Source organism: Bacilli bacterium, from assembly GCA_035326105.1.
Taxonomy (GTDB): Bacteria; Bacillota_I; Bacilli_A; order RFN20; family CAG-826; genus UBA7706.
The window spans coordinates 154441-169302 of sequence record DAOKYO010000002.1 but is presented as its reverse complement, the minus strand read 5'-3'; the positions used below and the strand labels follow the sequence as shown (position 1 = coordinate 169302).

The window sequence follows — 14862 nt, the reverse complement described above, 5'->3', positions numbered from 1 at the left end:
TTAGGAGGATATATGAAAGGTAATCTCGACAGTTTACTAAATGAAATTAAGGTTAAAATTTCGGAAGCCAAATCACTGGAAGATCTGACCGCCATTTTTAACATTTACTATGCCAAAAAAGGCAAAATCAGCGAATTAATGCAATTGATGCGCAATATTCCTACCGAGGAAAAAGCGGAATACGGGAAGGAAGTAAATGCACTTAAAGAAGAAGCTAATTTACTTTTAGCGGACAAAAAACAAAAGCTTGAGCAAATTGCCCTTTCTCAACAATTGGAGCAGGAAAAAATCGATTTGACTTTGCCGGGTAAAAATTATTTCCCCGGGGGTATCAATCCCCTGTTTCTCATCAAAGACGAAATCGAAGGGATTTTTATCGGGATGGGATATGAGATTGCCGAAGGTCCGGAGATTGAATCCGATCACTTTAATTTTGAGTTGCTTAATATCCCCGCCGATCACCCCGCGCGCGATATGCAGGATAGTTTTTATATTGATGACAAGACATTGTTGCGGACCCATACTTCGCCCGTTCAGGCTCGGGTAATGCAAGAAAAAAAAGGGCAACCTATTAAAGTTATCTGCCCGGGAAAAGTATTTCGTCGCGATGACGATGATGCAACGCACTCCCATCAATTTGCCCAAGTCGAAGGATTGGTTATCGATAAAAACATCAATATGGCTAATTTAAAGGCGACTTTGGAGTTATTTATAAAAAGAATGTTTGGCGAGAAAAGAGAGATTCGTCTTCGTTCAAGTTACTTCCCTTTTACCGAACCAAGTGTAGAGGTCGATGTCAGTTGCTTTGAGTGCGGAGGAAAAGGTTGCTCCGTTTGCAAAGGAACGGGGTGGATTGAAATCTTAGGGGCGGGAATGGTTCATCCCAATGTCCTGCGAATGAATGGATATGACCCCGATGAATATCAAGGCTTTGCCTTTGGTATTGGCATCGAGCGGGTGGCCATGCTTCGCTATGGCATTGATGATATTAGAAAATTTTATACCAACGATATTCGCTTTTTACAGCAATACGTTCGTATTAAGTAAGGAGCAATTATGAAATTCTCATTAAATTGGTTAAATAAATATGTCGATTTATCCGGCTTAAGTCCAAAGCAGATAAGCGATCGCCTAACTTTTGCCGGCATTGAAGTCGAAGGTTTTTATCCTCTGGCGTTTGGTGACCGTTTGGTCATCGGCCAAATTTTGGAAGTAAAGACTCATCCCGATTCTGACCATCTTCATGTTTTGAGCGTTAATTTGGGGGCAAAATACGGACTTCGTCAAATTGTCTGCGGAGCGCCGAATGTTAAAAAAGGACTTAAGGTCATCGTGGCCTTAGAAAACTGCCACCTTGCCAATGATGTTGTAATCACCCCCTCGACGATCCGCGGTGTTGAAAGCAACGGAATGTGCTGTTCGCTATCAGAACTTGGGGTTGAGCATAAGTTTTTAAACGAGAATCAAATCGCCGGTATTGAAGAGCTGCCGGATGAAGCGGAAGTGGGAAATGAAAATGTCCTTTCTTACCTTGGGCTAGACGATGTTATTTTAGATTTAAAACTTCTTGCCAATCGCCCGGATTGTTCGGCGGCGATTAATTTGTCGCGCGAGCTTGGAGGCCTTTTTGAAAGAAAGGTCTCGCTTCCGACCGCAAATTTGAAAGCGGATTTTGACAGTGGTTTAAAAGTCGAATCACAAACGGAAAAGTGTCCCTTATTTTCCTTGATGGAAATTAAGGGAATAAGGGTTAAACCTTCACCTAAATGGCTGAAAACGGTTCTGATGGCTTCGGGAATCCGCTCAATTAATAATGTTGTCGATATCGGCAATTATATTATGCTTCTAACCGGACAACCCCTTCATATGTATGATCTTGATAAGGTCAATGGTGAGAGTTTTGTCATTCGCGACGATATCGAAGATGAAGACTGGATGGCGCTAGATGACAATGCCTATCACGTTATGGCGGGCGATATCGCAATAACGGTTAATAATAAAATAATGTGTCTTGGTGGAGTGATGGGATCAAAAACGGCCGAAGTTGATGCCGGTAGCAAACATATTGCGGTTGAGGCGGCCCTCTTTGACGGCGCGACCATCCGTCACACTTCAACGCGACTAAATTTGGTAAGTGATTCTTCATCGCGGTTTGCAAAGGGAATTAATCCTCATCAAAGCGAATGGGTTTTAGCTTTGGTATCCCGTTTGCTTCGTGAACTGGCGGATGCCAAGGAAATCTCAAATGTCATAACTTACGACCATATCAACCATGGAAAGCAGTTGATTAGTTTTTCTATTCAGGATATCAACCATCGCTTGGGTACAAGTTTTTCTTTGTCGGAGATAAAAAAAGCACTGACAAATCTGTCTTTTAAAATTATTGAGGAAAGGGCGGAATCCGCGCTTGTGGTCGAAGTGCCGGATTTTAGAATTGATATCTCGGGAGTGGCTGATTTAAGCGAAGAAGTTATCCGTTACTACGGGTATGATAATGTCGTCAGTTCTTTGCCGATTTTTGCCACGACAGTCGGGGGATATAATTTTGAGCAAGACGCCATTAAAAAACTACGTCATTTCTTACTCAGCAACGGGTTGAATGAGGCGTTGACTTATTCGCTTATCAGTGAGCAGGAAACGAAGGAGTTCGCCTATTTGAATAAGGATATTCCTTTTAAACTATTACATCCTATGACTCCTGAACATGCCTTGTTTCGGACCAATACCCTCGCTTCTTTACTCAAGGTGGCGGAATATAATGTGGCTCATCAAATGGAGGACTTTGCCCTTTTTGAAATATCTAACGCTTATGGGCAAAATAGTTCCATGACCCAGCTTTCGGTTGTCCTTGTCGGTCAGGACAAGAAATGGGGAAGCATTCAAAAGGAAAGTTATAATTACTATCATGCTAAGGGTTTACTCGAAGGGATTTTTCTTGCGTTTGGCATTGAACCCAGCCGCTATCATCTACAGAAATTTTCCAGTTCAGGCAATGAGTTTCATCCTGGTCGTTCGGCGGAGGTTTTCTTTGCCAAGGATCCGACTGCCGTTTTAGGTGAGATTCATCCTGAATGGAAGAAGAACCATGGGTTTAACAAATTGGCAGTCGTGGCTTTAACTTTAAATCTCGATTCTTTGCTGGCACTCAAAACCAGTCCGATCAAAAGTAAAGCCATCCCTAAGTATCCGTTTGTTCGCCGTGATTTGGCTTTTGTTATCGAACAAGCTATTGCGGTAAGCGATGTGGAAAAATGTATTAAAAAGGCAGGAAGAGCCCTAGTGAAGAACGTGGAAGTGTTTGATGTCTATCAAGGTGAGCATGTGCAAGATGGAATGAAATCAATCGCGATAAGCGTTTTTTACGGAGACGACAAAAAAACCTTGACCGATGGCGATGTCCGGACGATAGAAGAAGAAATTAAATCGGCCTTATTTCATCAATTTAAGGCTGAACTACGGGGGTAAAACATGCGAATCTTTCTTAATGAGTGTTCAAATAAACCGCTTATTTTAAAGGCATCAGTTGATTTGTCGGCTTTTTCGATACGGGATAATCCAACATTGAGGAAAATCCTTTCGAGCAACGTGGAAACCAGTGTTATTGAAAGCGGCGACATTATTGAAATTGATGTCCGGATGGAAGCGGAAGTTGAACTAGAATGCGCTTATACTCTCGAGCCTTTTATGAAGAAGATCCGCCTTCATGATCAATTGATTTTTACTTTTGATAAAGAAAATGAAGATCCCAATATTTTTCCAATCAGCGGCAATTACATCGATTTGGATCCTTACTTATTTGGCTTACTGCTTACTGAGATTCCGCTCAAGGCCGTTAAACCCGGGGCAAAACTTCCAAAAGTGGGAGACGGAGTGAGAATTTTAAGTGAGGAAGAATACGCGGCTGGTCGTGGGAAAAATAACCCATTTGAAGGGATTAAAGTCGAAGAAGACGAGTGACTTATATCTGATAATATGGATTAGCGCCATCTGATTGGCGCTTTTTTTACGTTTATTGCTTTACAAAAAAAACATACTTAAATATAATGTGATTGTAGAAAGTGGGAGAAAGTGGGAAAAATGTTTTTTGGAACTTATTACCATTCGCTTGATAGTAAAGGCCGCTTGGTTATTCCAAGTCACTTTCGTGAGCAAGTAAAAGATCGTCTTTACGTTATGAATGGTTATAACGGAACGCTTGAAATATATCTCCCCGAAGACTTTGATGCTTTGGTCAAAAAGACTTCATCTCTGTCTTACAATCATAAAGATGAACGCGACTTTATTCGTTTACGGTTAGCGAGCGTGATTGAAACGGAACTGGATGATCACGGCCGGATTGCTCTTCCCCTAAAAATTCTTACTCGACTTGATATTAAGAAATCCGTAGCCGTAATCGGCGTCAATGATCATTTCGAAGTGTGGAATCAGGAAAAATGGGGTGAATATTCGCAGGACATCGCGCAGCGGATGGAGTCAATAGCCGAGGGCTTACCTGAGGATAAGAACCATGAGTAGTGAAAATGAACACATACCGGTTCTGCTTTCCGAAGTAATTTCGGGTTTAAACATTCGCGACGGAGGAATATATGTCGATTTGACGCTTGGACGAGCGGGGCATAGCAAAGAAATTCTAAAGCGAATTCCCCATGGTCACCTCTATGGATTTGATCAGGATCCGGAAGCACTTACGAGGAGTAAGGAAGTTTTGGAAAAAAGCGGCGGTAATTGGACGACTATCCACGCCAACTTTGCCGAGGCGGCGGAAAAACTGGAAAGCCTGGGGATAAACAAAGTGGATGGAATACTGATGGATCTCGGTGTCAGTTCCCCACAATTTGATGAAGCCGATCGTGGATTCTCCTATCGTTACGATGCGCTGCTTGATATGCGCATGGACCCGTCCTCAATGCGCCCGACTGCTTATGACATCGTCAACACATTCTCTCTCGAGGCTTTAACGAAGATATTCAGAGACTATGGCGAAGAAAAATTTGCTTATAGTATCGCCCAAAATATTATTCGCAATCGAACGAAAAAACCGATTGTGACCACCAATGATTTAGTGGGAATCATTAAGAATAGCAAACCTGACAGCGAATTGAGAAAAAAAGGACATCCGGCAAAGCAGACTTTTCAAGCTTTGCGCATCGCCGTTAATGACGAGTTAAATGTTCTACGAGTTGCCCTTGAAAAATGCATTCCGTTATTAAATAGTGGCGGAAGAATTGCGGTCATAACCTTTCAGAGTCTAGAGGACCGAATTGTAAAGGAAGTATTTAAGAACAGTGCCGTGGTAATCGGCGACAAACGTAATCCGTTTCAAACTGAGAAGGAATATCGGCTCGTCAATCGAAAGGTGATTGTCCCCAGTCAGGAAGAAGTTTTACGAAATCGCCGTTCAACATCGGCTAAATTAAGAATCTTAGAAAGAAAGTAGGTGAAGAATATGCGCGACAAGTTAGAGAAAAATGGACGAAAAGCAAGTTACTATCGGACTCGTAAAGTGTTAACCGGTCTCATCTTTTTCGTTGCCCTTGGCGCGGGGATTGGCGTTCCCATTCAACTTGCAAAGAATGGTTCACCCGCGGAAGCACAAACAACCTCCACCGAGGAAAACAGTTCTTCAAATGTTTCTTCGGAAATCACCATCGAACAACTTTAATCACTTGTTGAATCAATCTTCCTTTTTAAAATGGCCCAATGCCATTTTTTTATAAAAAAAAGACCCTCCTGTTAGTTGGTCTAACATTTGGGTCTCATCTCAACAACCGGTCTTTCCTGTTTCAATTGTCGATTTTCAATTATCTTGAATCATCGTATAGGTATCTAAATCGGTAGGAAGCGTAATCGTCGGTGTTACATTCATATTGAGCTTTATTGAAAACTCAACATTGGCTTTAATTTTAACGCCTTCAAATACACTTGCCGCTTTTTCAGCGGTAAAAACAATATCCGATGAAGAAGTGGGAATCGCCAAATCAAGATTAGCATTAAAGGAAATCTCTGAGAGGGTATCTCCCGTTAAAACAACATACAAAGTTAGGTCAAACGATCCATAAGCATCAACCATCGCCGCGGCTTCTTCACGCAAAGCGTCAAGATCCAAAGATACATAGGATGGGATACTTGACATATCTATATCCTTTGTATACATAGCTACTATATAATCGGTTATAGTATCATTATTCACCTTTAACGAAATTTTGGTACCGCCACTGACAGTAGTCGCTGAGAAACCACTGAAACCACCGAAAAATTCCTCGGCAGATGACGACAATTCTTCCGCTGTCGGAAGCTCCATTCCGCCCATATTGACCATTAAGTCGCGAACGGTAACATCACCTTCAACGCCCATATAATCCTTCAGTAATCCAGCTTGGACCTTCAATTAGGAGTAGTGACGAATGCGGGATCAAGTTCTTGGATAGACGGTGCTTTAGAAAGATCGCCGTATAAGAAACCTTCAGTGTAGTAGGCATTGATTTCTTCATCGACGCTTGTTTCACTCGAATCAATCGTCGCTGAACCCTTGCCCTTTATGGATAAACTCGCCTGCGGAGCGTCGCCAAGTAAATCTACACCTTTAAAAGAGAATTCTTCTTCACCATCAATGTAAGCAGAATTTGTCGCTGTCTCAGATCCACCCTCGTAATTTTTAATGTCGATCGTACCCTTCAATGTTTGATCAAGGGTGATGCCGTCAACGACGGTATCGAGCATCTGGGTATACGCTTTTGACAAGGCAGCCGAAGCATCTTTGGCACTAACGGGAGAATTACAACCGGCGATTAACAATGAAACAGGTAGAAGCAATAAAAATCGTCTATTTTTTCTTTCCATATAGACCTCCTATTAAATATATTAGCAACTTTTTTTACCGAATAAAAGAAAAAAAGCATTTGCTAGATATAAGCCAAATGATTTTTTTTAATACGATTATCAAAAAAACAAGTCCAAAGGGAAATATTAAGGTTTTTAATTGCATGCAAGACAACAATTACATATAATTTAACTAAAGAAAAAAGATAGGAATGAGTATGAACAAACCAATTGTCGCTATTGAAATATCCCATCGCGCAGTTAAACTTGTTGTCGGTTACGTTCTAGATAATCAACCGATTGTTTTGCATACCGGCTATCAAATGATTCCAAGCGCACTTAGAAGCGGTGAAATCGTGGATGCTCCGCTCGTTAGTGAAACTATCAAGTCACTCGTGGCAGCGATCCCGTCAAACATATTGGTAAAACCCGAAGAGGCGATTATCGCCCTTCCTTCAATTGGTCTACAAGTTTTTCAAGCCGAGCGTTCTTCAACTGTCGTTAGCCCGGTTGGAAAAGTCGAACAAATCGATGTTAAAAATGTCATAAATATCATTCGCAAGGATGCTAATGTCGATAATGCGAGCGTCGTTTCGATTGTTCCTGAAATTTATATTTTGGATAAAGGGCAAGAGTTTACTCGCGCTCCGATAGGAATGGATTCCGCCAGTCTCTCCATTACTGCTAAAATTCACATTCTTCCAACCCATATCTGCGATTGTTATAGCGATGTAGTAAATAGCTCAGGAATTAAAGTTCGCAAGGCCTTTGCTGAAACTTATGCTCTTTCAAAGTTATACGCTAATTACCACAATCTACCGGATCAGTATTTATTAATTGATATGGGAGACGAAAAAACAACCGCCAGTCTTATTGCGGGGGGAAAGCTTTTCGCCTCAACCTACGTTATGAAGGGTGGTAAAAATCTTGCTTCGCTAGTGGCCGAAAGATTGGGATTATCCCTAAAGGATGCTCAGCGTATCATTGAAAACTATGGACGAGACAAGACAGTGTGTTCATTAAAAGCCAAAATCGCCTCCACTTCGGCCTTCGATCAAGTTTCCCGTGCGATATACTTAAATGATTTATCAGAAGTAATCGATCAATGGCTGGTGACATATTACGGCGATATTAATCGGACAATCCGCCAATTGGTTAATGAGCAGAATAACGATCGTATAAATGAGTATCCCCTTGTTTTTACCGGAGGAATGATTCATATAAATGGACTTCAGGCCGCTTTCAATCAGCAATACTCTGATCGGCAGATTATTTTCAAGCAACCAGAGACCTTCGGAGCCCGTAATGGCGGTATGTCAGTGGTTTTAGGATTACTGAGCGCTTACGACCACTATACTAGTGAAATCGGGGATGAAAAAACACGTGTCGCTTCGGTAACGCGCGATGTTTCTAATAAGAAAAAGGCAAAACGTTCTGCCAATAGTATTGGGAAAGAAGAACTATAGGAGGCCCTATGGAAGAAAATATAGAACAGAATTACGATGAAATTGCTCCCGGAGGATCCGACTTAGATAATTTCGAGCCCATCGCTAATATAAAAGTTATCGGTGTCGGTGGCGCCGGAAATAATGCGGTGAACCGTATGATTGATGACGACATTAAAAATGTCGATTTTTGGGTTGCCAACACTGACAAGCAGGCGCTCGCTACTTCCCGTGCGCGCAATCGCCTTGTTCTTGGACTTGAAACCACACATGGATTGGGAGCTGGCGGTGAGCCAAGCGTCGGTCGTGATGCAGCCTTATCATCATCCGAGGATATTGAGAAAGTTGTCAAAGGCGCCGATTTGGTTTTTATCGCCGCGGGCATGGGAGGCGGCACCGGAACGGGAGCCGCGCCGGTTATCGCTGAGATTGCAAGAAAAAGCGGTGCTCTGACGATTGCCATTGTTACGCGGCCATTTACATTTGAAGGAAAAAAACGGATTGCCAACTCCGTTGAAGGATTGAATAAACTAAAGGATGTCGTTGATAGTATTATTGTTGTCAGTAATGACAAATTACTTATGGTGAGCGGAACCGCCCCAATTGGTGAAGCCTTCGCAGCGAGTGATAAGGTTTTAGCACAATCGGTCAAAACCGTTGTGGACTTAATTCTCTTACCTGCGGTTATTAATCTCGATTTTGCCGATGTTCGTAATACATTAAAGAACACCGGTATCGCCCTCATCGGTTTCGGCAGCGGCAGTGGCCCAAATAAGGCGGAAGAAGCAGCGCAAAACGCAATTAATTCACCTTTGCTCGAGGCCTCGCTCAGCGGAGCTCGCAAGGCTATTATCGCGGTCACCTGTGGCAAAAATGTTTCTTTATATGAGGCGCAAGACACAGTTTATAAAATCATTGAGACCAGTGGCAATTCTTTAGATATCAAATTTGGGGTGTCTATTAATTCATTCTTGGACGATCAAATTTTAGTCAGTGTGATTGCCACGGACTTTGAGGAGCAGCAGGACTTTACCACCGTCCCGACCTATGATTCGCTCAATCGTTCGGTTGACGGCGCCAAACCGATTGAGAATCGACCGGTCGTCGCGGTTAAAGAGAAGAAGGAAAAAGAGGAGGATATCAGTGAGAATATTCTTCCGGATTTTCTGAAAGACGAATAGAAATAAAGTGGCTGATGCCACTTTTTTTCTTATTCAGTTGCTAAGAAAGTGATTGATGATATAATTACTCATGTAAAACATTGATGAAGACGCGTCACCATTTTTTAGATAAAAGCGACTAGTGTTAGGTGTGAGACTAGAATTGACAAAATGGTGGTATCACTTCGGAGTGGAAAATTGATTTTTTTAGATTTTCCCGGTGCGGCCGTTATCCGCTCGAGCGCCAAGTTTATCTTGGAAATAAGGTGGTACCGCGCGACTGCGTCCTTAGAGGATGCTTTTTTTTATTTAAAGGAGAAAAACAATGGATTTAAAGAAAACATTACTGATGCCAAAAACCAATTTTGAAATGCGGGGAAACTTAGCGCAAAAGGAGCCGGTTTTTGTCGCTGATTGGCGCGAGGGAAATCTATACGCCAAAATGCTGGAAAATCGTCTTGGCTGTGAAGAATATCAACTTCATGACGGGCCTCCTTATGCTAACAACAGCATCCATTGCGGACATACGCTCAATCATATTTTAAAGGATTTTGTTGTTCGCTATAAAAATATGTCCGGGTATTACACACCTTTTGTTTTTGGCTGGGATACACATGGATTACCAATTGAAAATCAAGTTACAAAAAATGGTATTAATCGCAAAACAACTCCTATAAATGAGTTTCGCAATAAATGTCATGACTATGCTTTAAAGCAGGTCAATATCCAACGTGAACAAGTTCGACGGTTAGGAGTTATTGGCGATTATGACCACCCCTATTTAACCTTGGATAAGGAGTATGAAGCCAACCAACTTAATGTCTTTAAAACGATGGCTTTAGAGGGATTAATTTTTAAAGGTTTAAAGCCAGTTTACTGGTCACCGAGCAGCGAATCGGCTTTAGCAGAAGCCGAAATTGAATATAAAAATGTCGATTCTCACGCCATCTATGTGCGTTTTAAGGTAAAAGACGGGGGAACGGTTTTACCAAATGATGCCTATTTTGTCATTTGGACGACAACCCCCTGGACATTACCCGCCAATTTAGCCATCAGCGTTCATCCTGATTTTGAGTACGGACTATATGAAACAGAAAAAGGTAAACTTATCGTTCTTACTTCACTTTTGTCGTCGTTTATGAAAGAAACGGGCATTAAGAAGGCCCAGTTGATTAAAGTCATTAAAGGAAAGGATATGGATGGGCTAGTGGCTGAGCATCCTCTATATCATCGCGACTCATTAATTATTAATGGTGAACATGTGACTGATGATGCGGGCACGGGCCAAGTTCATACGGCTCCTGGACATGGCGAAGACGATTTTATTGTTGGTCAGAAGTATCATTTACCAATCCTATGTCCAGTTGACAGCCGAGGATTTATGACGGAAGAAGCAGGAGAGAGATTAAAGGGCGTTTTTTATGAGAATGCGAATGATCTAGTTCTCGCTTGGCTACGCGAAGAAGATGCACTTTTAGCCGATACAATCATTAATCATAGTTATCCGCATGACTGGCGGACGGGCAAACCGCTTATTTTTCGAGCTACTCCCCAGTGGTTTTGCTCAATTGATAAAATTCGCGATCAGCTTTTAAAGGCGGTGGATGAAGTAAAATGGAATCCCGAATGGGGAAAAACCCGGATGCATAATATGATAAAAGACCGGGGTGATTGGTGTATTTCGCGGCAAAGAGCTTGGGGTGTTCCCATTCCGATTATTTATGCCGAAGACGGAACCCCGCTTATTGATAAAGACATTTTTGACAATGTCATCAAACTTGTCCGCCAATATGGAAGCAATGTTTGGTTTGAACGCAGTGCGGAAGACTTGCTTCCTGAAGGCTACACAAATTCTCATAGTCCAAACGGAGTATATAGCAAAGAAAAGGATATTATGGACGTATGGTTCGATTCGGGTTCCTCATTTAGCGGAGTACTTTTGCAACGGGGAATGAAGTTTCCAGCCGACCTTTACATCGAGGGCAGCGACCAATATCGGGGATGGTTTAATTCCTCACTCATCATTTCGGTAGCGACTACAGGAAAAGCACCATATAAAATGGTGGCGAGTCATGGTTTTGTCATGGACGAGAATTGGGAAAAAATGTCTAAGTCCAAGGGCAATGGCATCGATCCCAACAAAATTGCCAATATATATGGAGCGGATTTACTTCGTCTATGGGCGGCTAATGTCGATTATCACGCCGACTCACGACTAAGCGAGAGCATTATCCAACAGATGAGCGAAAGCTATCGTAAGATTCGCAATACCTTCCGCTTTTTACTCGGAAATTTGCCTGCGCTTGATGATGAGAAATATATTCAATCTATTCAAGACTTTGTTCCGACTGAAATCGTTGATAAGTTCCTATTATCGCGCCTTGACGCGTTGACTAATAATGTACTTGAAGCTTATGATAATTTAGATTTTGCATCGGTGACAAGTGCGCTGGCTACTTTTATCAGTGCTGATTTGAGTAGCTTTTACCTCGACTTTGCCAAGGATATTCTTTACTGCGAAAGTAAGTATTCCCCACGGCGTTTGGGAGTCGAACATGTCTTATATGCCGTCAGTGATCGCTTAATGCGTTTATATGAACCTATACTTACTTTTACGATGGAAGAAGTTTATCGTGCCTTTCCAAAGACGGACAAAAAGTTTGCTCTTCAGCTGGAAGACATGCCCAAGCCGAAGATTTTTGATCAGGCGCTGCTTAAGCAATATGGGGAATTTTTAAATTTCCGTGAATCGGTGTTAAAGTCCCTGGAAGAAGCGCGCAAGGCCGGTCTGATCGGAAGTGCTCAGGAGGCACTAATTGAAGTGAATGAAAAACTTGTGCCCTCTTCATTACGCGGAATGGATAAAGATGAACTCGCCCGGCTATTTATCGTCAGCGAGGTCAAATTTGCAGGCACGGGAATTAATGTCGTTCGTCATTCGGGAACCAAATGCGATCGCTGCTGGAACTACCATGATGAAACGGTTACGTTAGAAGATGGCACGCATTTATGCCACCGCTGCGCGGAAGCAATAGGAGATGAACATGTCGATTAAACAAAGATTTGCTTCCCTTTTTAAGGGATACTACTGGGTAATGTTAGTTATTATTGCTCTTGATCAGGCTACCAAATGGATTGTAGTTTCGCTTAAACCCAACATGCAACCGATCATCAATGGTTTTTTCTATTTTGATTATCAGAGAAATACCGGCGCGGCTTGGTCGATATTAAGTGGAAATACAATCATATTGGCTTTTTTTAGTCTTATTATCGGAGTCGCCTTCGTTTTCTATCGCATTAAAAAAGACAAGGTACTAACCAATTTAATGAAATTGGATATCGCTTTTATCGTCGGGGGAACGCTCGGCAATTTTATTGATCGCGCTTTCTATAAAGAGGGAGTGATCGATTTTCTTTCATTTGTGTTTGGAAACTACTACTTTCCGGTTTTTAACGTCGCGGATATGACCCTGGTAATCGGTTTTATTGGGCTTGCCCTTTTAGTGGCTTTTAATAAGGAAAAGGTACCATCCTCAATTGATGAGGTAAATAAGCATGAGTGAAGATCGGATTTTCACAATTGATGAGACGCTTGTCGGAGAACGGCTTGATAAGGCGCTGGGAACACTGCTCGAGGAACATTCACGTACTTTTGCTATGCATTTGATCAAAGAAGGGTATGTCACCATCAACGGTGAATTGAACTTTAAACCCGCTTACCGCGTTGAAATCGAAGATGAGATCGTCGTTAATGAACGTCCGCTTGCCCCGATGGCGATTGAGCCGGAAGATATTCCGCTTGATATCGTTTATGAAGATGCCGATTTGCTCGTGGTCAATAAGCCGGCGGGTATGGTTGTTCATCCCGCGAATGGGCATTACTCTGGAACGCTTGTCAATGCGTTGCTCTATTCGGTCAAAAACCTGAGCGGAATAAATGGAGTTAAGCGACCGGGTATCGTTCATCGTATCGATAAGGATACATCGGGTCTATTGCTTGTATGCAAAAACGATTTTGCACATGAAGGAATATCTAAACAGTTGGCGGATCATTCGATGCATCGGGAATATTTTGCCCTCGTAGACGGAGTTATCAGCGAAGATGATGGCAAGATAATCGCACCCGTCGGACGCGATAAAAAAGACCGCTTTAAGATGGCGGTTGATCTGATTGACGGCAAAGAAGCAACGACGCTTTTTCATGTCGAGGAGCGCTTTAATCAATATACCTTAATCAGTTGTCGGCTTTTAACTGGCCGCACTCATCAAATCCGCGTTCATATGGACTATATCGGCCATCCGATTGAGGGCGATCCCATTTACGGGCGCAACAATCACTTGCTATATCAAAACGGGCAGCTTCTTCATGCTTTTCGTTTGACCTTTGTCCATCCTAGGACAAATAAAGAAATCACAGTCGAGGCTCCGTTTCCAAAGCATTTTGAAGATGTGCTAAACGGGCTTCGCAACCAGGAGAATTAATTATTTTCGCCTAAATCTTTCCAATTACGAAATTTTGTCTTGCAGACATGGCTCATTGTTTGACGACCATGTTTTTGAATGAAATCTTTTGCAAAGGCATCAACTTTAGTCGATGCGCCTAAGGGAAATGTCGTATGGTAAATCTTTCCGAGTTTGGCCATTTCTTTCAAAAATGTATAACGGGCGATAACACTGGCCAAGGCCACGGAGGGAAATAAACTTTCCGCTTTGGTGCGAAGGACCACGCGTTCAATAATGGGTTCTTCAATATATTCGAGGTATGATTTTAGTGAGCAGAATTGATCGATATAGGCCGTTTTATAGTCCGGATGTCTACCGGCCAAAATTCTTAAGGCGCGATTATGGAGCATAGCTTTAATTTTATTCAGATTATATCCCTTCGCAAACAACTCATTCAGTTTGTCGTTATTAATTACAAACGAGACATGATCATATTTGTGCTCAATTAATGGACCAATTTCCATAATATACTTATCGTTCATTTTCTTAGAGTCATCGATTTTAAAAGTCGAAATACTATCCATATCCGATTCTGATACATAAGCGCCTGTAACGACGATCGGACCGAAAAAGTCGCCAAATCCAACTTCGTCACTGCCAATTTGCGGATCAAAAGTCAAAAAACCCGCGGCTGATTCCTTAACGAGCGGTTTAGTTGTCGGCTGATAATTAGCATCGAACTTTGTAGCTAACTTCAAGGCACTAGGACCGCTGAAAGTTACTTTTTGATAGTCGTGATGGGTATTGGCGTAAACGCGAATTATCGTCTGTTCATATATCGCTTTAAAGAAAACATATTCACCATCAACCGCCACTTTATAGTTATCAAAAAAGCCGATTAGTCGCTTTATCTGTTCTTTATCGAGTTTAATAGATGCTGTGTCCATGCTAATAATTTTAGCATAAATAGTTCTCATGCCCTATAATATGTTTGA

14 protein-coding genes and 1 other annotated feature are annotated in these 14862 nt (G+C 42.0%); of the genes, 11 read left to right on the top strand and 3 right to left on the bottom strand.

The window, feature by feature from the left end:
• The first annotated feature begins 12 nt into the window (after positions 1-12).
• From pheS to PKC96_05045, 6 genes are all read left to right on the top strand, one after another.
• Positions 13-1047 carry a phenylalanine--tRNA ligase subunit alpha gene (gene pheS, locus PKC96_05070; protein ID HMM00695.1) on the top strand — a complete coding sequence of 345 codons (1035 nt, stop codon included), beginning with the start codon at positions 13-15 and terminating at the stop codon, positions 1045-1047.
• Between the two features lie 9 nt (positions 1048-1056).
• The gene (gene pheT, locus PKC96_05065; GenBank protein HMM00694.1) at positions 1057-3465 is read left to right on the top strand and encodes a phenylalanine--tRNA ligase subunit beta; all 2409 of its coding nucleotides are present in this window, start codon (positions 1057-1059) and stop codon (positions 3463-3465) included.
• 3 nt (positions 3466-3468) lie between these two features.
• Positions 3469-3957 (top strand): DUF177 domain-containing protein, encoded by a 489-nt coding sequence (locus PKC96_05060; protein HMM00693.1) that lies wholly within the window; start codon positions 3469-3471, stop codon positions 3955-3957.
• A 120-nt stretch (positions 3958-4077) separates the two neighbouring features.
• The gene (mraZ, locus tag PKC96_05055; GenBank protein ID HMM00692.1) at positions 4078-4515 is read left to right on the top strand and encodes a division/cell wall cluster transcriptional repressor MraZ; all 438 of its coding nucleotides are present in this window, start codon (positions 4078-4080) and stop codon (positions 4513-4515) included.
• On the top strand, positions 4508-5437 hold the full coding sequence (rsmH, locus tag PKC96_05050) for a 16S rRNA (cytosine(1402)-N(4))-methyltransferase RsmH (protein HMM00691.1): 930 nt from the start codon (positions 4508-4510) through the stop codon (positions 5435-5437). The genes mraZ and rsmH overlap by 8 nt, the downstream gene beginning before the upstream one ends.
• 9 nt (positions 5438-5446) lie before the next feature.
• A complete protein-coding gene (locus tag PKC96_05045) occupies positions 5447-5662 on the top strand; it encodes a hypothetical protein (protein ID HMM00690.1) in 216 nt (71 codons plus the stop codon).
• A gap of 135 nt (positions 5663-5797) precedes the next feature.
• Here PKC96_05045 and PKC96_05040 read toward each other — a convergent pair whose 3' ends face one another.
• Together PKC96_05040 and PKC96_05035 are read right to left on the bottom strand one after the other, a co-directional pair.
• Positions 5798-6355 carry a hypothetical protein gene (locus PKC96_05040; GenBank protein ID HMM00689.1) on the bottom strand — a complete coding sequence of 186 codons (558 nt, stop codon included), beginning with the start codon at positions 6353-6355 and terminating at the stop codon, positions 5798-5800.
• A gap of 29 nt (positions 6356-6384) precedes the next feature.
• Positions 6385-6840, bottom strand: a complete 456-nt coding sequence (locus PKC96_05035) for a hypothetical protein (protein ID HMM00688.1) — start codon at positions 6838-6840, stop codon at positions 6385-6387.
• 197 nt (positions 6841-7037) lie between these two features.
• Here PKC96_05035 and PKC96_05030 point away from each other — a divergent pair, with 197 nt between their 5' ends.
• The 5 genes from PKC96_05030 to PKC96_05010 all read left to right on the top strand — a co-directional run bounded on the left by PKC96_05030 (position 7038) and on the right by PKC96_05010 (position 13906).
• Positions 7038-8285 (top strand): hypothetical protein, encoded by a 1248-nt coding sequence (locus PKC96_05030; protein ID HMM00687.1) that lies wholly within the window; start codon positions 7038-7040, stop codon positions 8283-8285.
• A gap of 8 nt (positions 8286-8293) precedes the next feature.
• On the top strand, positions 8294-9445 hold the full coding sequence (gene ftsZ, locus PKC96_05025; protein HMM00686.1) for a cell division protein FtsZ: 1152 nt from the start codon (positions 8294-8296) through the stop codon (positions 9443-9445).
• Between the two features lie 71 nt (positions 9446-9516).
• Positions 9517-9717, top strand: a binding site (T-box leader).
• A 32-nt stretch (positions 9718-9749) separates the two neighbouring features.
• Complete coding sequence (ileS, locus tag PKC96_05020) at positions 9750-12479, top strand: isoleucine--tRNA ligase (GenBank protein ID HMM00685.1); 2730 nt, start codon at positions 9750-9752, stop codon at positions 12477-12479.
• Entirely contained in the window at positions 12469-12987 is a 519-nt protein-coding gene (gene lspA, locus PKC96_05015; GenBank protein ID HMM00684.1) for a signal peptidase II, read from the top strand. The genes ileS and lspA overlap by 11 nt, the downstream gene beginning before the upstream one ends.
• On the top strand, positions 12980-13906 hold the full coding sequence (locus PKC96_05010; GenBank protein ID HMM00683.1) for an RluA family pseudouridine synthase: 927 nt from the start codon (positions 12980-12982) through the stop codon (positions 13904-13906). The genes lspA and PKC96_05010 overlap by 8 nt, the downstream gene beginning before the upstream one ends.
• On the opposite strand, the gene PKC96_05005 is transcribed toward PKC96_05010, so the two are convergent.
• Entirely contained in the window at positions 13903-14844 is a 942-nt protein-coding gene (locus PKC96_05005) for a ribonuclease HIII (GenBank protein ID HMM00682.1), read from the bottom strand. The two genes, PKC96_05010 and PKC96_05005, sit on opposite strands and share 4 nt — an antisense overlap.
• Between the last annotated feature and the right edge of the window lie 18 nt (positions 14845-14862).